General features: G+C 61.2%; 15 protein-coding genes. 7 read left to right on the plus strand and 8 right to left on the minus strand.

Going from position 1 to position 19,171, the window contains the following annotated elements; translation table 11 throughout:
- Positions 1 to 114 precede the first annotated feature (114 nt).
- Positions 115 to 1,782 carry an aldehyde ferredoxin oxidoreductase family protein gene (locus ACSC1Y_RS15265; protein ID WP_435335795.1) on the plus strand — a complete coding sequence of 556 codons (1,668 nt, stop codon included), beginning with the start codon at positions 115 to 117 and terminating at the stop codon, positions 1,780 to 1,782.
- 12 nt (positions 1,783 to 1,794) lie between these two features.
- Here the strand turns inward: ACSC1Y_RS15265 and ACSC1Y_RS15270 are convergent, their stop codons facing one another.
- The 3 genes from ACSC1Y_RS15270 to ACSC1Y_RS15280 form a co-directional block, all read right to left on the minus strand.
- Complete coding sequence (locus ACSC1Y_RS15270) at positions 1,795 to 2,592, minus strand: IclR family transcriptional regulator (RefSeq protein WP_435335796.1); 798 nt, start codon at positions 2,590 to 2,592, stop codon at positions 1,795 to 1,797.
- Positions 2,593 to 3,727: 1,135 nt separating this feature from the next.
- A complete protein-coding gene (locus ACSC1Y_RS15275) occupies positions 3,728 to 5,347 on the minus strand; it encodes an ABC transporter substrate-binding protein (protein WP_435335797.1) in 1,620 nt (539 codons plus the stop codon).
- A gap of 71 nt (positions 5,348 to 5,418) precedes the next feature.
- Positions 5,419 to 6,189, minus strand: coding sequence for an SDR family NAD(P)-dependent oxidoreductase (locus ACSC1Y_RS15280; protein ID WP_435335798.1), 771 nt, complete (start codon positions 6,187 to 6,189; stop codon positions 5,419 to 5,421).
- A 210-nt stretch (positions 6,190 to 6,399) separates the two neighbouring features.
- Here ACSC1Y_RS15280 and ACSC1Y_RS15285 point away from each other — a divergent pair, with 210 nt between their 5' ends.
- On the plus strand, positions 6,400 to 7,767 hold the full coding sequence (locus ACSC1Y_RS15285) for an FAD-dependent oxidoreductase (RefSeq protein ID WP_435335799.1): 1,368 nt from the start codon (positions 6,400 to 6,402) through the stop codon (positions 7,765 to 7,767).
- 261 nt (positions 7,768 to 8,028) lie between these two features.
- Here ACSC1Y_RS15285 and ACSC1Y_RS15290 read toward each other — a convergent pair whose 3' ends face one another.
- From ACSC1Y_RS15290 to ACSC1Y_RS15305, 4 genes are read right to left on the minus strand one after another with little or no spacing between them, the layout of a single operon-like run.
- Positions 8,029 to 9,051 (minus strand): ABC transporter ATP-binding protein, encoded by a 1,023-nt coding sequence (locus ACSC1Y_RS15290; protein WP_435335800.1) that lies wholly within the window; start codon positions 9,049 to 9,051, stop codon positions 8,029 to 8,031.
- Positions 9,044 to 10,102, minus strand: coding sequence for an ABC transporter ATP-binding protein (locus tag ACSC1Y_RS15295; RefSeq protein ID WP_435335801.1), 1,059 nt, complete (start codon positions 10,100 to 10,102; stop codon positions 9,044 to 9,046). Before ACSC1Y_RS15295 ends, ACSC1Y_RS15290 begins: the two co-directional genes overlap by 8 nt.
- Positions 10,099 to 10,986 (minus strand): ABC transporter permease, encoded by an 888-nt coding sequence (locus ACSC1Y_RS15300; protein ID WP_435335802.1) that lies wholly within the window; start codon positions 10,984 to 10,986, stop codon positions 10,099 to 10,101. The genes ACSC1Y_RS15295 and ACSC1Y_RS15300 overlap by 4 nt, the downstream gene beginning before the upstream one ends.
- 10 nt (positions 10,987 to 10,996) lie before the next feature.
- The gene (locus tag ACSC1Y_RS15305) at positions 10,997 to 11,956 is read right to left on the minus strand and encodes an ABC transporter permease (protein WP_435335803.1); all 960 of its coding nucleotides are present in this window, start codon (positions 11,954 to 11,956) and stop codon (positions 10,997 to 10,999) included.
- A 159-nt stretch (positions 11,957 to 12,115) separates the two neighbouring features.
- Here ACSC1Y_RS15305 and ACSC1Y_RS15310 point away from each other — a divergent pair, with 159 nt between their 5' ends.
- The 5 genes from ACSC1Y_RS15310 (at position 12,116) to ACSC1Y_RS15330 (ending at position 16,876) form a co-directional block, all read left to right on the plus strand.
- Entirely contained in the window at positions 12,116 to 13,270 is a 1,155-nt protein-coding gene (locus ACSC1Y_RS15310) for an NAD(P)/FAD-dependent oxidoreductase (protein WP_435335804.1), read from the plus strand.
- Between the two features lie 343 nt (positions 13,271 to 13,613).
- Entirely contained in the window at positions 13,614 to 14,381 is a 768-nt protein-coding gene (locus ACSC1Y_RS15315) for an IclR family transcriptional regulator (RefSeq protein ID WP_435335805.1), read from the plus strand.
- Positions 14,382 to 15,028: 647 nt separating this feature from the next.
- The gene (locus tag ACSC1Y_RS15320) at positions 15,029 to 15,304 is read left to right on the plus strand and encodes a hypothetical protein (RefSeq protein ID WP_435335806.1); all 276 of its coding nucleotides are present in this window, start codon (positions 15,029 to 15,031) and stop codon (positions 15,302 to 15,304) included.
- Entirely contained in the window at positions 15,301 to 16,032 is a 732-nt protein-coding gene (locus ACSC1Y_RS15325) for a sugar phosphate isomerase/epimerase family protein (RefSeq protein ID WP_435335807.1), read from the plus strand. Before ACSC1Y_RS15320 ends, ACSC1Y_RS15325 begins: the two co-directional genes overlap by 4 nt.
- A 94-nt stretch (positions 16,033 to 16,126) precedes the next feature.
- Positions 16,127 to 16,876 (plus strand): ThuA domain-containing protein, encoded by a 750-nt coding sequence (locus ACSC1Y_RS15330; RefSeq protein ID WP_435335808.1) that lies wholly within the window; start codon positions 16,127 to 16,129, stop codon positions 16,874 to 16,876.
- 7 nt (positions 16,877 to 16,883) lie between these two features.
- On the opposite strand, the gene ACSC1Y_RS15335 is transcribed toward ACSC1Y_RS15330, so the two are convergent.
- A complete protein-coding gene (locus tag ACSC1Y_RS15335; RefSeq protein WP_435335809.1) occupies positions 16,884 to 19,136 on the minus strand; it encodes an NADP-dependent malic enzyme in 2,253 nt (750 codons plus the stop codon).
- Positions 19,137 to 19,171: the final 35 nt, after the last annotated feature.

Genomic DNA, 19,171 nt, shown 5'->3' on the forward strand with positions numbered 1-19,171 from the left:
TGACCCATGAGAAACAGTCATAAATAATTTGTCCACGAATCGGCTCGAAGACCGAGTCTGTGACCGGTACCGTAACCGCAAATGATTACTGGCTCGCAGCACGAGTTCGTGACAATGTTGCACACGGAGGGGCCACTGCGCAGTGTTGACCTCGACTCACGAGAGACACGGACCGAGACCATCGACGACGTGCTCGAATCGTACATCGGCGGGCGGGGCGTCGCCACGAAGCTCGCCCACGACCGCGTCCCGTTCGACGCCGAACCGTTCGGGCCGGAGAACCGCGTCTACTTCACCACGGGCCCGATGCAGGCGTCGGACATGAGCTTCACCGGTCGAATGAACTGCACCGCCGTCTCGCCGCTGACCGACGGCCTCTGTTCGTCCAACGCTGGCGGCTTCATGTCGCGCCACTTCGCCGACACCGGACTCTCCGCCCTCGAGATAACGGGCGAAAGCGACGAACTCGTCGTCCTCCACGTCACCGACGAGGGAATCGAGTTCGAACCCGTCCCCGACCTCGCAGGTGCGACGGTCCCCGAGACCGTCTCCTATCTCGACGACGAGCACGGTATCGGCGCTGACCAGACCGCGGTCGTCGGTCCCGCGGGCGAGAACCAGGTTCGGTTTGCGTCCATCATGACGAGCGAGGAGCGGGCGTTCGGCCGCGGCGGCCTCGGCGCGGTCCTCGGTTCGAAGAACGTCAAGGCGCTCACCTTCGCCGGTGACTCCGCCCCAGACACCGAGATTCCCTCGACCCAGATGGAGATACACCGCGAGGCCGCCACGGAAGACCACATCATGAAGCAACAGGGCACGGTCGCCGTGATGGACCTCGCCAACGAACTCGAGGGACTGCCCTCGTACTACTTCTCCGAACGGCAGTTCGAGGGCGTCGAGGGAATCAACGGCGACGCGGTCGCGGAGAAGAAGTACAAGAAGGGAACCTGCTCCGCCTGCGCGTTCGCGTGCAAGCTCCCGACGAAGGACGAAGAACGTGGGGTCGAGACCGAGGGTCCCGAGTTCGAGGTCGCGATGGCGTTCGGGTCGAACTCCGGCGTCGACGACATCGTGGACGTGATGAAGTCGAACGAGCTGTGCGACCGGTACGGTCTCGACGCTATCTCCGCGGGGAACACCGTCGCGGCCTACCTCGCCAGCGAGGACGAATTCGGGAACGTCGACCTCGTCCACGACCTCGTCGAACAGATCGCCCACCGCGAGGGTGTCGGGGACACCCTCGCGGAGGGAATCGCTCGAGCTCACGACGACCTGGGTGTCGAGGACTGGACGGTGAAAGGGATGGATTTCGCCGCACACGAGGGCCGCGTGCTCCACGGGCAGGGGCTCTCGTACGCGGTGGCGAACCGCGGCGCCGACCACATGTACGCCGTCTTCTACTCCCAGGAGTACCCGCTCGTCGAGGAAGACGACGCCTATCCCCCCGAGGGCTTCGACGGCAAACCGAAGCGCCTCATCGAGAAGGAGAACCAGATGGCGCTCAACGACAGCGGTGTCGTCTGCAAGTTCTCCCGCGACTTCATGACTCCAGAACGGTACGAGCTGCTGTTCGGTGCAGAGTTCGACGACCTGCTCGCAGTCGGTGACAGAATCGTCCGACTGGAGCGCCACTTCAACAACGAGCGCGGTTTCGACCGGGCGGACGATACGCTCCCGTACGCCGAGCAGCTCGACGGATTCGAGGCGGCACTCGAGGAGTATTACGAGCGACGTGGTTGGACCGACGACGGCGTGGTCCCGTCCGAGAACGTTCCTGCCTGAAGGCCCGACGCCTCAGTCCTCTCTCCTCGCAGTCCCGCGCGTCTGGTACAGCTCTGCGATACCCTGCTCGAAGCGTTCGGCTCCCTGTTCGAGCAGTTCGACCTGCGTCGCTTTCGTCTCCTCGTCGACGGCGTAGGCCGGCCCACTCAGGTTGAGCGACCCATAGACCTCGCCGCGGGGCGATTTCACGGCTTTCCCGACGGCCCAGAAGCCATCGATAGCCTCCCCGTTATTCTCGCCGTAGCCCAACTCGCGGACACGCTCGAGTTCCTCGAACAGTTCGTCCTCGCTCGTGATGGAGTTCTCCGTGGACGCCGGGAGCCCCCAGCGGTCGATGATCTCCCGTACTCTGCTGTCAGGATACTCGGCGACGATGGCCTTCCCCGAGGCGGTCGTATGAACGTGGAACGGACTCCCGTCGATGAGGAACCGTGGTGAGTTCGCGAACTCCAGGTCACCGTAGAGCGAGACCATCCGGCCGTGCTCTTCGACGGCGAAGTCGGCCTCCATGGACGACTCGTTGCCGAGCCAGGAGACGGTCTCGGTCGCGATGCGGTAGTACGCCTTCCGCGTCCGTACGTAGTCTCCCAGGTGGGCGAACTTCGCCCCGAGCTGGTACTGGTTGTCGACGTTCACCACGTACCCGTACTCCGCGAGCGTCGAGAGGTGGGTGTGGACGGTGCTCTTCGCGAGCCCCGTGACCTCCGTCAGTTCGGTCATCGTCGCCCCTTCCAGCTCGAGGATATGGTCGACCAACTCGAGCGAGATGGCGGTCGTCTTGAGCCCGCGCGTGGCGTCGTGTTCACCCATGTCCGTGGACTCGTGGGGTGCCCTATTAGATGTACTCCTCCGGCTCATTGTTCAGCGATAGACGCCACCGGATACCGCGCTGAGTAGATGTTGGAACGCCTGTCCACGGCCCCCATACCTCTGTTCGGGAGAGCCGAATATTTATATCCACACACCCTATGTGAATAACTTGCACATTTATCATGCTAGTTAATTCTGTTCGTCTGACCGCGAAATATTCCTGTGTGGATTCGATTCTACACATTTCGTATATACTGATTCGTGGTTCGGGAACGTGATTTTTGCCGCTTGTCTGAGAACAGGGCCCACACACCGTGAGAGACAGGAACACGCCATGCTCACCAGCATAGTTCGGGAGAGCCGTACATTTAAGTGCGAACGGGTCGCTCGCTTGATATAGGATGCTGTCTGGTTTTCATAGTCCCTGTGCCCATTCTGTTACGATAATATGGGTGTAACAAATTTGTCGTCACAACCACGGTGTCCACTGCCGTGCAGTGTTTGGAACTCGTGGTTGGTCGTGGTCTGCTGACTCGTATCGCGAGAGTACCACTCTATGCTCCACCGTCATCGAGGTCCCGAGACCGGTTCGTCGATATCGTGCCAATCTGCAGTGCGTCCCCATCGAGCTGTGACCGAAAGTGTATGAATCGAATTGTGTTCGTAGATATCAAACAAGCCGCGAGTGATATCGGAGATCGTTCCCACTCATCCTCGTTGTTCACCGGCATGGTAGTCCGGTCCGAACACAATCTCGAAATTATAATGAAAATCCACCGTGAAAGAACTCGGGAGCAACCGACGTTCCCGAGATCCACACGATTCATATTAATTTGCTCATGAAAATTGGTAAAGACCAACTCTATACTACAACAGAGTATTTTGGTTGTTTGTGTTCCTCAAACAAGGTCTGGTCCGAAGTCGAGTGGGAGTTCGATGATACTGGGAAAGATACCTGACGACGCTGCGTGGACGACTCTATCCCGGTCTCACGAGACAGTCGTCCCACTATAGACGTCACTACACAGCTACGCACAGCCGCTGATACGAACACACCCACTGCATTCGAGAACGAGAGAGAATAGCAGGAACCTCGGCCGGGAACCGGGTAGAACACGGCAGGGAGGTAATCCGGTTACGATTTCTTGACGTCCACCAGCTGTCCGATGTACTCGCTCTGTGGTGTAATCTCGAAGCCAGAGACCGAGTTCTGATGTGCGATGTAGAGGTTCGGGTGGAAGATGAACGCATCCGCAGCCGTGCGAGCGATGATGTCCTGTGCTTCTTTGTATATCTCTCGCTGTTCGTCCGGGTCGAACGTCGAGCGGGCCTTGTCGGCGAGTTCGTTCACCCGGTCGTTCGAGTAGCCACGGTATTTGTTCCTCCCGCCATCTTCGTGATACTGGTAGACGTACGAGTCGGCTGCGGTGAGTCCTTTCCAGCCCCAGCTGATCATGTCGTAGCTGAGCTCATCGACCTGCGTGAACGCCTTCTGGTAGGGGATCGACGTCACCGTGAACTCGGTATCGAGGGTGGCCCCGATCTGCGTCGCCGCGATCTTCGCGAACTGGTACCAGAAGCCCGACCCCCAGGTGAGCATCTCGAGGTCCATCCCCTGTATCTCGGAGAGACTGTAGCTCGACTCCTCGATGAGCTCCAGCGACCGTTCGGGGTCGTACTTCTGGTGGTGTGGGAGCTCCGAGTACATCTCGTGGCTCGTCGGAATCGGTCCCGTCGCGTTGACCGCTTCGCCGTTCATCACGTTGTCGATGATGTCCTTGTTCCGGAACCCCTTGGCGAAGGCGAGTCTGACCTTCTCGTCGTCGAACGGCTCGGTGGTGTTGTTGAACATGATGCACCGGAACGCGAGTCCACCCTTGATGGTCGGAAGCGAGATGTCACCATCCTTCCGCAGCGTGTCGAGCGTCTGACTCGGGACGCGGTCGATCATGTCCACGTCCCCGCTCCGCAGGGCAGAGACGGCCGTGCTCTTCTCGGGGATGATAGGGACCTCCACCGTGTCGACGTGTGGAACCCCGTCGACGTGGTAATCGTCGAACTTCGAGAGGACGATCTTCGACTGTTCCTGGTACGACTCGAACTGGTACGGGCCCGTCCCAACCGGCTGAGTCGAGAGGTCCTCCGGGGAACTCCCCTTCGGCATGATGTGGCCACCACTCCGGCTGTTGCCCGTCAGGAAGGACAGCAGCGGAGCGAACGGCATCTCCGTCGTGATGACGACCTCGTGGTCGCCTTCGACCTCGACGGATTCCAGCGTCGACCAGTATGAGTACTTCTGCACGTCCGGCGACGCGTAGCGCTCGAGCGAGAACTTGACGTCCTCAGCTGTCATCTCGCTTCCGTCGTGGAAGGTCACGCCCTCTTTCAGCGTGAAGCGGATGGAGGTGTCGTCGACCTTCTCCCACTCCGTGGCGAGCTGCGGCTGGACACCCATGTTCTCGTCGTAGGTAGTCAAGCCCTCGTAGACTCCGTAGAGGGCACGCATTGTGGCGTCGAGCGATACGTTGGGTGGGTCGAACGTTCTGATGTTCACAGACCCGACCAGCGCTGCCCGAAGTTTCGACGACCCACCACTGGCGGATCCACCCGTCGGCGAGTCACCTTTGGACGTCTGTTCGGACGAGTCACCGCCCATACAGCCCGCAAGCGTTGCGAGCGCGAGACCCCCTCCGATCTGTTTCAGCGTCTCCCTGCGGCTCCGGCTACCAGAAACTGGCCCGTCATCAGGTACCATACTACACGTATCTGTAGCTGCCTGTATAAATAGTTTTCTAGCGAATCGATAGAGGAACGAATCGATTCCCGCTAATCGGTGGTTATCGAGTACCCACCATCGACCGTGAGGACCGAGCCCGTCGTGTACGCTGCTGCAGGGCTGGACAGGTAGATAGCCGCACCGACGAGGTCGGACGGTGTTCCGATGCGCTCTGCAGGCGTCGTGGTCAGGACGTCGGTGTAGACGTCGTCGTTCGCAGGCGCACCCCGCAGCAACGACGTATCGATGAACCCAGGTGCGATCGCGTTGACCCTGACCTCTGGACCGAGGTCCACTGCGGTTGCTCGCACGAGGCCGTTGATCCCGGCCTTGGTCGAGCAGTTCGCAGCGCGCTGCGCCCGGGCGACCTGTGCCGAGATGGAGGAGATGACGACGATGCTCCCTTCGTCGATGACCTCGCTAAAGACCTGGATTGCGCGGTATGCACCGGTGAGTCCGATCTCGAGAGTCCGTTCCCACTGGTCTTCGGGTAACGTGCCGATCTCTCCACCTGCGATCGTCCCGACTGAGTACACGAGCACGTCGACGCCACCCATCGCCTCGACTGCAGCATCTCGAACCGAGACCAGCGAGTCCCGGTCACGAACGTTGCACGTTACTTCGGTAGTCGATGCACCCAGTTCTGACAGTGACGCGGAGACCTCCTCCACCTGCTCCGCGCTACGACCTGTTGCGACGACGTCCGCCCCATCCGCGGCGAACCCGAGTGCGATCTGGCGGCCGATACCACCGGTCCCACCGAGGACGACTGCAGCCCTGTCTCTCACAGACACCGGTGTGTGAGTGTACTCGTTCGGCATGGACGGTCAATCGGCCCTCCGCAAGATAAGTGCTCGGGAGAGACACCCGGACTGGCCGAGGATGCTGTGGATTCGGACATTCGAGGGTCATCTCGGCTCGAATCGGTTCACCAGCACATCCGGTCCCTGCCGGCCGCTTGGGGAGGGGCGTCCACGTTTTATCACTTCGAGTACCAAAACACTTTAGTTCAAGTCCGTGGCCAATTTGCTATGGACGACCGCTCGCTAGAGACTGATGTAGTAGTCGCAGGCTCGGGAATGGCCGGCCTGGTTTCGGCAGTTCGAGCACTCGAGTCCGGTGCTGATGTCATCGTACTCGAGAAAGCACCGCGGCCGGGAGGGAAGACCCGCTGGTCCGACGGTGCGATACTCGTCGACGAAGACGCACAACCGCAGATAGACGTCTACGAACCGCTCTCGAAGGGTATCGACTGGCTCGAATCGCACGGGGTGACCGTCAAGGAGCTCATGCACGAGTACTCCGGGACCGGAAAGCAGATCGACCCCGTGGACTTCATCGAACACATGGTCGGCGTGATAGAGGAGCAGGGCGGAGAGCTCCGCCTCGAAACACCGCTATCGAGTCTCCGCATGGGCGACGACAACTCCATCGCGGGCGTCGTCGCAGAGGGCCCAGACGCCCGGTTCGAGATCGAGGCCAGGAGCGTCATCCTGGCGACCGGTGGTTACGGCGGCAACGAACGTCTCATCGAGCAGTACATCACCGATAACGCGGACAAGTTCGTGCTCCGCTCCGACCCCTGGAGCACCGGCGGTGGCTTCCTCGCCGCACAGGACGTCGGTGCGAAGACGACGACGGGCCTCTCGAAGTTCGACGGTCACTCGATGCTCGCACCGCCGGCGAGCTACACGCCGGACGAGTACATGGAAGCGACCCAGTACTACGGCCCGAAGGCGATTGCAGTAGACCGGAGAGGTCGCCGCTTCACCGACGAATCCGCTGGAGACCTCGAGGGCCCACTCATCCGGGACATGTTGAAGCGAGCCGAGGGTGAGGCGTTCTACATCCTCGACCATCGCCTGTACGACGAGTCGTTCGTCAGCGGTAACGTCGGGGCGATGGTCGAGCGCGCGAGAGAACTCGGCGGAACCGTCCTCGAAGCACCGACGCTGGACCAACTCGGCGACCAGCTCTCCGACCAGGGAGTGAATGGGAAGAAGGCGATAGAGACGGTCGAGGCGTTCAACGCTGCCGTCGAAAAGCCTGGAGAGGAGCCACTGGACCCGCCCCGCGAACGGTTCCGCGACCCGATAGACTCAGCACCGTTCTACGCTGTCGAGGTTCGTCCCGGCATCACCTACACCATGGGTGGACTGGACGTGAACGTGAACGCAGAGGTCCTGTGTCGGACGACGAGCTGTACTGCGCTCTCCGAGCAGGCGACGCTGGACCCCAAGGACGTCTTCTACAACCCGATTCCGGGCCTCTACGCTACCGGAATCGACGTCGGAAACCCGAACGAGCAGTACTACATCGGTCGCCTGTCGCAGGCGCTGGCGAGTGGGAGAATCGCCGGGAAACACGCGGCCGACCGAGCCACTGCCGAGCAGCGATAGGACTCTACCCGCTATCCCATCCTCCTTCATCTCGCACAGTCAGAGGTCGCTCCCCCGTTTCGAAGGAGTCGGACTTATCTAACCCCGTACTGAGACGGTTGATCTAGCTCGACTGTCGTTCTCTCTGTCATCACGCCGTACGTGAGCAGTGGTTTCAGAGTCGTCAAAATCGTTCGAGTGCCGTTCGAAGCGTCTGGGTGACCACTGTTCGCTCTGAGAGTCGTCGTCGGAACAGGAGAGGCTGGTCAGCGAACCTCGCCGTCAGGAATCGTAGAGGTGGCAGGCGACTCGCTGGTCTTCGACGTCCTGTAGCTCCGGGTTCCTCCCTTCGCACTCCCCGCCGATGTACTCTGGGCATCGCGGGTGGAACTTGCACCCGGACGGCGGGTTCGTCGGGTCCGGAGGTTCCCCCTCCAGGACCGTCTTGTCCGCGATAGACCGTCGTTCCTCGGGGTTCGGAATCGAGTCGAGGAGCGAGCGGGTGTACGGGTGCTGCGGGTTCTCGAAGATCGCTTCGGAGCTCCCGATTTCTGCGAGTTCACCGAGGTACATCACGGCCACACGGTCGCTTATGTGCTTGACGACCTTCAGGTCGTGCGCGATGAAGAGGATGCTCAGATCGAGCCGTCGCTGGAGGTCCTTCAGCAGGTTGATTATCTGTGCCTGCACGCTGACGTCCAGCTTCGAGACGGGTTCGTCGGCGACGATGAGGTCCGGTTCGACGGACAGCGCACGTGCGATACCGATCCGTTGGGCCTGCCCGCCGGAGAGATCTCTGGAGTTGCGCGATTTGAACGACGGGTCGAGGCCGATGGTGTTCAGTAGTTCGTCCACCCGCTCGTCCAGTTCGTCCCTGGGAACGATGTCGTGTTTAACAAGCGGTTCCCGGAGGATCTGCCCGATCGATTTTCGCGGATTGAGGCTCGAGAACGGGTCCTGGAACACGAGCTGGATGTTCCGCCGTTGTCTGGCTCGCTCAGGTGAGTCGATGTCGGTTATATCGACGCCATCGTACTCGATAGACCCCTCGGTCGCTTCCAGGAGTCCGACTATCATCTTGCCCGTCGTCGTCTTTCCGCATCCGCTCTCTCCGACGAGTCCGAGAACCTCACCCTGGCGTATATCGAACGAGACGCCGTCGACTGCCCTGACGGCCTCCGTCGGCCGCCAGAAGTCGAGGATGCTATCGTTCTGTGTGAAGTGTTTCTTCAGCCCCGAAACTTCGAGTATCGGGGGTCGTGCTTCGGTCTCTGCGTGCGTTCTCTGGGTCTGTTGGTTACTCATCGAAGTTCACCTCCTCCTGCTGTGAGGCAGAACCATCCGATGGGTACAGATGGCATGCCGTCGTTCCGTTTCCGACCGTCCGCATCTCCGGGTCGATCTCGTGGCACTCCTCGGTCGCCGCGGGACACCGCGGGGCGAATCGGCACCCCGCCGGAAGGTCCAGCGGAGAGGGGACGGTTCCATCGATCTGGGTGAGGAACTCCTCGTCGCTGTCCAGCCGCGGAATCGAACGGAGCAAGCCCTGCGTGTAGGGGTGCTTCGGCGCATCGAAGATGTCCTCTAGCGGCCCCTCCTCCACGATCCGACCGGAATACATCACGATGACGCGGTCGCAGAGTTCGGAGACCACGCCGAGATCGTGGGTGATGAACAGGATCGTCGTCCCGAGCTCCTGCCGCAGCTTCCAGAGCAGCTTCAGTATCTGGGCCTCGACCGTGACGTCGAGGTTGGTGGTCGGCTCGTCCGCGATGATCAGGTCCGGCTTGCAACCGAGGACCATCGCGATGAGCGACCGCTGGAGCATCCCGCCCGAGAACTCGTGCGGGTAGTCCTCACGACGTTCGCTTCCACCCGGGATACCGACGTCGGTGAACAGCTCGGCGATCGCTTCGTCGATCTCATCGCGCGGGTGGGCGGCGTCGCCCTTAAGTCGGGAGAACAGCGATGGGAGGTCGCTCTCGAGGTCGGTGTTCTGCTCGACGATGTTCCGCAGCTGCCACCAGACGGTCTTCGTGGGGTTGAACGAGTTGGACACGTTCTGGAAGACCATCCCGGTATCTCGCCCACGTGCCTCCCTGAGCCGCTGTTCGTCGAATTCGAGGACGTTCTCTCCCCTGAACTCGATGGTGCCATCGGTGATTTCACCCGGGCTCCGGATGAGCCGCAAGATCGACTTCGCAGTGACGGTCTTTCCGCTGCCACTCTCACCGACGATACCGACGATCTCGCCTTCGTCGACGTCGAAGCTGACGCCATCGACGGCAGTGACGTCCCCCTGATTCGTCTTGAAGACCGTGCGCAGCCCGTCGACGCTGAGGATCCGCTCGCTCATTCTTTCGCCTCCCCGACCTCCTGTTCGAGGCTCGGATCGAGCGTGTCGCGCAGGCCGTCGCCGATGAGGTTGAACGAGAGGATCATCACGGTCATATAGAGCCCGGTCATGACGATTATCCAGGGCGCATTGGTGATGAACTCACGTCCAGCGGCGAGTATCAGCCCGAGAGAGGCGTCGTCCTTCGCGACACCGAGGCCGAGGAACGACAGCCCGGCTTCGACGATGATCGCGTAGCCTGCGAGGATCGTTCCCTGGACCATCACGGGCGTCAGGATGTTCGGGAAGATGTCCGAGCGCATGATCCTCCTGTCAGAGAAGCCGAGACACTTCGCTGCGTCGATGAACGCCTCCTCTTTGACGGTCAACGTGCTCCCACGGCTTATCCGAGCGAAGTTCGGCGAGAAGACAAGGCCGATGGCGACGACGACGCTCACCAGTCCACCACCCAGGGCCGGTGCGAGCATCAGTGCCAGGACGAAGCTCGGGAACACCATCAGCGCGTCGATGATCCGCATCAACAGCTCGTCCAGTCGGCCGCCGAAATAGCCGGCAGTGACGCCCATACTGGCCCCGATAGTGAACGCCATCAGGACGCCCGAGACACTGATCATCAGGCTGACTCGGCCACCGTAGAGGACACGGGCGAAGACGTCTCGACCGAAGTTGTCCGTGCCCATCGGGTGGTCGATCGACGGTGGATGGTTCGCGTTCTGGAGGTCCATCTCGCCGGGGTCGTACGGAGAGACCACTGGCGCGAAGACGATAGGCAGTATCGTCGCGAACATCAGGACGAGCCCGATGGCGAGGAGGCGGTTGTTGCGAACGATACGATGTGCTCTCGTGAGCGATTGCGAGATTCGGAGGTTCTCTGATGCAGTCATTGGTATCAGTTCAGTAGTTCACCCGCGGATCGAGCACCGCGTAGGCCACGTCGACCAGGAGATTCGATGCGATGACGAACACGACGAACACGAGTACCGTACTCTGTATCACCTGGAAGTCGTACGCGAAAATCGCCGACGCCAGTAGCCGTCCACTCCCGGCGATTCCGAACACCTCCTCGATGATGACGGCCCCGCCCAGAAGATATCGGATCTGGACACCGAGGACCGTGACCACGGGGATGAGGGAGTTACGTAGCCAGTACTGTACGAACACCTGCTTGCGGTCGATTCCGAACGCCTCCGCGACTTCGAGGTACTCTTCGTCACGCTTTTCGAGCATCTCCGACCGTAACATACGCGCCAGAACCGCCGAGATGGGTAAGCCGATGGTCAACGAAGGGAGCAGGATGTGTCGTAGTCCCTCCACCGGGTGAGCCCACGGTGAGACGTACTCGAACGACGGGAGGAGGTTCAGATTGACCGAGAGGATGATGATGAGCATGTAGCCGAGCCAGTAGTTGGGCATCGACACACCCAGCACCGAGATCGATGTCGCGATATAGTCGGGGAAGCGCCCGTGATACGTCGCGGCGATCGTGCCGGCGACGACAGCGATGACGATGGCGAACAGGAGGGCGAAGAGCCCCAGCGTCAGGGTCACCTGTAGCCGACCGATCAGCATCGGCAGGACCTCCGCGCCGGAAGAGATGACGATCGACTGACCGAGGTCTCCCTGCAGCACGCTCGTTATCCAATCGATATACTGCATCGGGAGCGACTGGTCGAGTCCGAACTTCCGTTCCATCTCTCGAATCGTCTCGTCCGATGCTCCTTTCCCGAGCATGATGACGACTGGATTCCCCGGTCCAACCCGTACCAGGAGAAAGATCGCGATCGTCGCGATGAATCCCACGGGGATAACTGTGAGAAGTCGCTTGAACACGTATCTCCACAAGTCTGTGCGCATACTTTTTAAAAAGCCAACGCATAGCCTATTGAAGCTTTTGGTCAATCATGATATATGTCTGGGGCTGGTTACGGAACCTGCCAGGGCGTGGGTTGTATGGAAATCCACGATACTGTCTGGTCGGAAGGTATAACCAGAGGAGTCCCATCTCTGGGGCCAATGCGCATCGGTATCATCGGCGGCGGAATCTATGGATCTGCCATCGCGTACTTCCTGCAACGGTTCGGGGCCGACGACGTGGTGCTCTTCGAGAAGGGAACAGCTGGTGGTATCTCCACAGCACGGTCCGTCGGCATCGTCCGACACCACTACTCCAACCGGAACCACGTGAAGATCGTCAAACGTGCCCGTGAGATACTGGAGAACCTCGAGGACCACGTCGATCGCGATGGGGGGTTCAGGAACAACGGTTTCGTTGCGGTCGCCGGGGAGGAGAACGAAGCTGCGTTCAGGGACGTCGTTCGTCTGCAACAGCAGGTGGGCCTCGACGTGGAACTGCTGTCACCGGACGAACTCGCATCGTCTCTGCCCGGACTCTCTCCCGACGACGTAACCGTCGGTGCGATCGAGCACGAAGCGGGCTGCGCGGACCCGTACCAGGTCGCCACCGGCTTCTTACAGAAAGCGCAGGAGCTCGGCGCAGACGTACGGACGAACACGGAAGTCGTCGATATCCGCACGGACGAGGGTGAAGTGACCACTGTCCGCACACCGACAAACGAGTATCAGGTGGATCTCCTGGTCAACGCGGCCGGGCCGTTCGGCGGGCACATCGCCCGGATGGTCGGGTGTGACCTTCCCATCAGCTGGCACGGAGCGACGATCGCCGTGCTGGAATCGAGTGAAGAGTACTCGTCGAACTATCCTTCGTTATCCGATATGGACTCGGGGCTGTACACGAAGCCCGAACCGAATGGTCGCTTCGTCGCCGGCGGTTTCGGTCGGAAGGACATCGCCGACCCGCGGCACGGTTCGGGGTCGGTCTCGGGAGCTGAACTTCGACACCTCTCGTCTCTTATCGAGCACCGGCTTCCTGGGTACGACGATGCACAGGTCGTCACCACGTGGACGGGAGTGGTCACCGATACTCCCGATGGGTACCAGATACTCGGTCCGTCGACGGCGTGTGAGAACTTCTACAACGCCGTCGCCGGGAACGGTCACGGTTTCAAAGAGGCGGCAGCACTGGCTGAATCGATTGCACAGGATATCCTGGGTAGGACGCCCCGGTTCGACCTGACCCCATACAGGCACGAGCGGTTCGCTGTCGGTGACGAGTTCGTCAGTCGATACTCCGCCGACTGGCTCGGATGAGTAAGTAAATAGCCATATTTGATGTACACAAACGATTCTCGGGTGTAAGTCGAGTATGACCGTCCGAGTCGTGTGGTGTCACGTCCATATTTAAGCAGTTACATCGCTACGTGTGTAATCCTCGTAATGAATCTCTCGATGGATTTCTTCCGACCATCGACCAGAACAGGAAGTTGAGTGTGCTGAGAGTCGCGTTAACGGCCTTCCCCTCAGATTTTTCGTGACATCGAGAGAGTCCTGTGTCGAGGCGGTTGATACCCCAAGCTGGCTATCAATTGTATCTGGGACCGTATATTGTTTGAGTATTCCAAACATATTTATCGTCACGGGTGCCTTCTCGACCATGGGCGGAACCGACGAGAACGGAACGCGGAAGATCAAATCGGTCATCACCGCGAACGAGATACTCCGACTACTCGTAGAGAGAGGTGATCTGAGCGTTACCGAGTTGGCGACGGCGCTCGACGTAACGAAAGGGACTGTATCGGTCTATCTGTCGACGCTGCGGGAGACCGGCCTCGTCGTCGAGACCGAGAGAGGACACAGACCGAGTCTTCGATTCCTCGATATCGGCAATCTCGTCCGTGAAGAGTTCCCACTCTACAAGCACGGTAAGAGCGTGGCAGACCAGTTGGCGCTCGAAGTCGGTCACGTGGTCCACCTCGCCGTCGTCGAGCAGAACCTCGCGGTCGTCATCTACATGACCGAGTTCGGCAATCCAGCCATCCAGTCGATTACGCCCATCGGAACGACCGCACATCTTCACTCGACTGCGATCGGGAAGGCGATGCTCGCACAGCTCCCCGAGAGCAGGGTCGACGCGATAATCGAGGAACAGGGACTGACGAAGCATACCGAACAGACGATTACCGACAAGCCGACGTTGATGGCGGAGCTGGAACAGATTCGCGAGAGAGGGTACGCGGTCAACGACCAGGAGAACGCCGTCGGGTCGTGTTCGGTCGGTGCCTTCGTCCGTCAGCCGAACAGTTCGATGCTCGGCGCCATCTCGACGAGTGGCTATGCGACGACGTTCACCGACGAGTACATCGACGAGATCGCTCCGATAGTCATGGAGAAAGCGAACGAGATAGAGGTCAACCAGTCGTAAAATATTGAATCCGCATACATGACATGAGGTAGAATGTATGTAAACCGGACACTCATTCATTGGCCAGATATCGAATAGTAAATGCAGAGATTGAGAACCTATTCGCATCTACTTCCTCTGGGTTTCCAGTATCACTGACCAGTTATACTGAACGGCAACATTTTATTTTTGCCAATTCTCTTTCTATCCATTTCTATAGGTAGTCAAGACTGTGCCACGGAGCCAAGCTCAATCTGGCGGGAATCACTGATGCTGCTTGGGCAGGGACACCAGTACCCGATCTCCCAACCCGTTATCAGTGCGACACCACGAGCAGACCGATGACCGAGGGGAATCCGAGCTGCTGCGGTGGGTCACGCGATGACGAACCAGACGGATACTCTCCGGACTCGATAGATGGTGAAGAGTGGTCTGAATCACACGACAGCCGACGGACCAATTCCGCGACAGCAGAGGACGAACGAACCAACCGAGGCCTCGGAATCTTCGCCAGCACTGGTGCGACCTCGACGAAGGTGCCGGATGTCCTCATAGCATCACACAGACACCCGATACCTTCTGAGAGCACTTCCGCCGCCAGCGAAGGTCGATCCCGGACCGACAGACAGTAGCAAGGATTATGCCATCCGCGTTAGAGAACCCGAACGATGGCTACCACTCCCCTGGCACTCGCCGAAATCGACTCCGACGCTGAGACACACTCTGTCGTCGATGGCGAGGATGCCCAGCTCGTCGCCGGATCGTGCCGAACCGGGTCGATTGGTCGTGACTTCGCGGCCGAGTTCGGCTGCGCTCACTCCGCGAACGTAGCCAATATGCGTGACTGGACCTCCTTCCACGTCCGGCCCGAAGACAGGAAGGTCGTCGACGTGAACGAGTCCGCAGCCACCGACCAGCCGGTCAGTCTGGAACGAGGCAGATGAAGACTGCTATCAACCTCTACAGCGTCAGAGACCTCGAGGAACCGATGGAAGCCCTACTCGAACGAGTCGCTGACGCGGGCTACGACGGGGTGGAGTTCGCCGGTGGATTTCGCGACGCGACGCCGACAGCGGTGGCCGAGACGCTCGACCGTCTGAACCTCGAAGTGGCCGGTGTCCACGTCGGCATCGAAGACCTCGAATCGGACTTCGGGGCGGCGTACGAAACGTACGCCGAGACGCTCGGGGCTCCGAGTGCCGTCGTGCCGTGGCTACCGCCAGAGGCGTTCTCGGATACCGAGTCGGTCGCATCGACCGTCGACCGGCTCGCCTCCCTCACCGTGACGGCCGACGCGTACGACTGGCCGCTTCACTACCACAACCACGACCACGAGTTCCGGGCCGTCGACGGGACGCGCCCCATCGACCGGCTGCTCGAGTCGGTCCCCGGTCTCGGCTTCGAGATAGACGTCGGCTGGGTCGCGACGGCCGGCGCCGACCCGGTCGAGTACATCGACCGGTACGCCGACCGTATCGAGCTGGTCCACATGAAGGACATGGCAACCGAGAGCGGAGCGTTCCGCGAAATCGGTCAAGGAGACGTCGACATGGCGGCCTGTGCGGAGGCTGCCGAGTCCGCCGGTGCGGAGTGGCTCATCTACGAACACGACGAACCCGAAGATCCCGCAGCCTCTATCGAGACTGGTTCGGGGTTTCTCGAAACCCTCTGAAGGTAACCGAGCGTTCAGTTTCCTTCCCCAGCTGGGGCGACGCCCCGGGCCCTGGCGGAGGACTCTTGTAGACGGTACAACAACAGTCGATGAAATGAGCCCCTCCATCACGGTCTGGAACGAATACCGTCACGAACGGGAAGACGACGCGGTGGCTGACATCTATCCTGAGGGAATCCACGGTACCATCTCACATGCGCTCGAGGAACGAGGATTCGAGACACGGACAGCAACGCTCGATGAAGGGCCGGATCATGGCCTCACCGAGGCGGTCCTGTCACAGACGGACGTGCTCGTCTGGTGGGGGCACACCGCACACCACGAGGTCAGCGACGAGGTGGTTGCCCGTGTCGAACGACACGTCCTCGAGGGGATGGGATTGATCGTCCTCCACTCGGCACATCACTCGAAGCCGTTCACGGCACTAATGGGTACGAGCTGTGACCTGAAATGGCGGGAGGCCGCCGAGAAGGAACGGCTCTGGGTCGTCGAGCCCAGCCATCCCATCGTCGATGGCATCGAGGAGTACATCGAACTTCCAGAGACGGAGATGTACGGCGAACACTTCGATGTTCCCCAGCCCGACACTCTCGTCTTCACGTCCTGGTTCGAAGGAGGCGAGGTCTTCCGCTCCGGGTGCTGCTACACCCGGGGACAGGGACGGATCTTCTACTTCCGCCCAGGCCACGAGACCTACCCCATCTATCACGACGACGATGTCCAGCAGGTCCTGGCGAATGCGGTCGAGTGGGCAAAGCCGTTAGCTGATGGTCCCGATATCGTCCGGGGGAACACCACGCCGCTCGAGGGTGCCGAGTCTGTCACCGACGAGTCAGCCGACTGAGCCGGTCTCAGCGCTGGGCGTCGACGACGGCCACGCTCGCCAGGTTGACGATGTCCTTGACCTCGTCGCCGCGCTGGAGCACGTGGACGGGTTCGTCCATACCGACGAGCATCGGGCCGATGGCCTCCGCCCCGCCGAGTCGCTGGAGGAGCTTGTACGCGATGTTCCCCGCCTCGAGGTTGGGGAAGACGAGGACGTTCGCGGGGCCGTCCAGCTCCGAGAACTCGTACGTCTCGGTGAGGATGTCCTCGACGACGGCCGTGTCGGCCTGCATCTCGCCGTCGACCTGGAAGTCGACGGTCGGGTCGTCGCGAAGCAGCTCCGCGGCACGACGCGGCTTCCGGGTCCCCTCGTTCTGGACCGAGCCGAAGTCGGAGTACGAGAGCAGTGCGGCGCGGGGTTCGACGTCGAATCGACGCGCCAGTGCGGCCGTGTGCTTCGTCACCTCGGCGAGGACGGTCTCGTCGGGGTCCTGATTAACCGTCGCGTCCGCACAGAAGACGACCCGGTTGTCGAAGGTGAGCATGTAGACGCCGGCCGCGTACTCGGCGTCGTCCGCGGTCCCGATGACCTGCAGCGGCGGCCGGAGGGCGGACGGGTAGTGGTTGGTCAGCCCCGTGAGAAGCGCGTCGGCGTCGCCTTGACGAACCATCATGCTCCCGAAGTAGTTCGCGTCGCGCTGAATGAGCTCGCCGGCCTCGCGCCGGGTCAGACCCTTTCGTGCCCTGCGCTCGTACAGTTCGTCCGCGTAGTGGTCGTAGCCCGCATCGCGCGGGTCGACGACGGTGGGCTCGAACTCAAGACCCAGGTCCGCGGCGGTCCGGCGGATCTTCGACCGGGGACCGATGAGGACGGGTTCTGCGAGCCCCTGCGAGTCGAGCTGGGCGGCTGCGCGGACCATCTTCTCGTCGTCCCCGTCGGCGAGGGCGACGCGTTTCGGGTCCCGCTTGGCCTTGTTGTAGACGATGCGCATCATCTCGCGGCTCTTACCGAGCCTGGCCTCGAGCCGTTCGCGGTACGCCTCGAGTTCCAGGTCGGTCCGGGCCGCGCCCGACTCCATCGCCGCTCCAGCGACCGCTGGGGCGACCTCGAACAGCACCCGCGGGTCGAGCGGCTTCGGGATGAGGTACTCGGGGCCGAACTGGAGCGCCTCGTCGCCGTAGGCCTTGACGACCGCGTCGGGAACGTCCTGTCTGGCGAGGTCGGCCAGCGCCTCGGCGGCGGCCCGCTTCATCGCCTCGTTTATCTCGGTCGCCCGCGCGTCGAGGGCTCCCCGGAAGAGGAACGGGAAGCCGAGGACGTTGTTGACCTGGTTCGGATAGTCCGAGCGCCCCGTCGCCATGATGACGGTGTCGTCGCGAGCACCCTTGGCTTCCTCGTAGCCGATCTCGGGGTCTGGATTGGCCATCGCGAAGACGATTGGGTCGTCGGCCATCGACCGTATCATCTCCTGGTCGACGATGCCGCCGACCGAGAGGCCGACGAACACGTCCGCGCCCACCATCGCCTCTGCGACCCCGCCGGCCGGGACGTCCTGTGCGAACCGCCCGTTGTACTCGTCGGCGTTTCCGTTCTCGACCCGCTCGGTGGTGATGATGCCGTCGATGTCGCACATGGTGACGTTCTCGACGGGTACCCCGAGCGAGACGAAGAAGTTCGCCGTGGCGACGGCGGCCGCCCCCGCCCCCGCGAACGTCACGGAGAGGTCGTCGAGGTCCTTTCCGACGATGTCTGCGGCGTTGAGGAGCGCGGCGCCGGAGATGATGGCGGTCCCGTGCTGGTCGTCGTGGAAGACGGGGATGTCCATCCGGTCACGGAGACGTTCCTCTATCTCGAAACAGTCCGGTGCGGCGATGTCCTCGAGGTTGATACCGCCGAACGTCGGCTCCATCGCGGCGACGGTGTCGACGAACTGGTCCACGTCGTCGATGTCGAGCTCCACGTCGAAGACGTCGATGTCGGCGAAGCGCTTGAACAGGACACCCTTGCCCTCCATGACGGGTTTCGACGCCTGCGCGCCGATGTCACCGAGGCCGAGGACGGCCGACCCGTTCGAGACCACGCCGACGAGGTTGCCCTTCGCGGTGTAGTCGTACGCCGCGCCGGGGTCGGCGGCGATGTCGCGGCAGGGGGCGGCCACGCCCGGCGAGTAGGCGAGCGAGAGGTCGTGCTGGGTGTTGGTCGGTTTGGTCGTGGATATCTCCACCTTCCCCGGTGGGTCGGCGCGGTGGTATTCCCGGGCGTCGTCGTCGAGCGTCATTCTTGACTCTACTCTCGAGCGAACGGTAGAAATGT

Origin of the sequence: Haloarchaeobius lipolyticus (assembly GCF_051208015.1) — an archaeon.
GTDB lineage: Archaea > Halobacteriota > Halobacteria > Halobacteriales > Natrialbaceae > Haloarchaeobius.

Coding starts and splice junctions, on each gene's coding strand:
- ACSC1Y_RS15265 (WP_435335795.1), top strand. CDS start 115: ATGTTGCACACGGAGGGGCCACTGCGCAGTGTTGACCTCGACTCACGA.
- ACSC1Y_RS15270 (WP_435335796.1), bottom strand. CDS start 2,592: ATGGGTGAACACGACGCCACGCGCGGGCTCAAGACGACCGCCATCTCG.
- ACSC1Y_RS15275 (WP_435335797.1), bottom strand. CDS start 5,347: ATGGTACCTGATGACGGGCCAGTTTCTGGTAGCCGGAGCCGCAGGGAG.
- ACSC1Y_RS15280 (WP_435335798.1), bottom strand. CDS start 6,189: ATGCCGAACGAGTACACTCACACACCGGTGTCTGTGAGAGACAGGGCT.
- ACSC1Y_RS15285 (WP_435335799.1), top strand. CDS start 6,400: ATGGACGACCGCTCGCTAGAGACTGATGTAGTAGTCGCAGGCTCGGGA.
- ACSC1Y_RS15290 (WP_435335800.1), bottom strand. CDS start 9,051: ATGAGTAACCAACAGACCCAGAGAACGCACGCAGAGACCGAAGCACGA.
- ACSC1Y_RS15295 (WP_435335801.1), bottom strand. CDS start 10,102: ATGAGCGAGCGGATCCTCAGCGTCGACGGGCTGCGCACGGTCTTCAAG.
- ACSC1Y_RS15300 (WP_435335802.1), bottom strand. CDS start 10,986: ATGACTGCATCAGAGAACCTCCGAATCTCGCAATCGCTCACGAGAGCA.
- ACSC1Y_RS15305 (WP_435335803.1), bottom strand. CDS start 11,956: ATGCGCACAGACTTGTGGAGATACGTGTTCAAGCGACTTCTCACAGTT.
- ACSC1Y_RS15310 (WP_435335804.1), top strand. CDS start 12,116: ATGCGCATCGGTATCATCGGCGGCGGAATCTATGGATCTGCCATCGCG.
- ACSC1Y_RS15315 (WP_435335805.1), top strand. CDS start 13,614: ATGGGCGGAACCGACGAGAACGGAACGCGGAAGATCAAATCGGTCATC.
- ACSC1Y_RS15320 (WP_435335806.1), top strand. CDS start 15,029: ATGGCTACCACTCCCCTGGCACTCGCCGAAATCGACTCCGACGCTGAG.
- ACSC1Y_RS15325 (WP_435335807.1), top strand. CDS start 15,301: ATGAAGACTGCTATCAACCTCTACAGCGTCAGAGACCTCGAGGAACCG.
- ACSC1Y_RS15330 (WP_435335808.1), top strand. CDS start 16,127: ATGAGCCCCTCCATCACGGTCTGGAACGAATACCGTCACGAACGGGAA.
- ACSC1Y_RS15335 (WP_435335809.1), bottom strand. CDS start 19,136: ATGACGCTCGACGACGACGCCCGGGAATACCACCGCGCCGACCCACCG.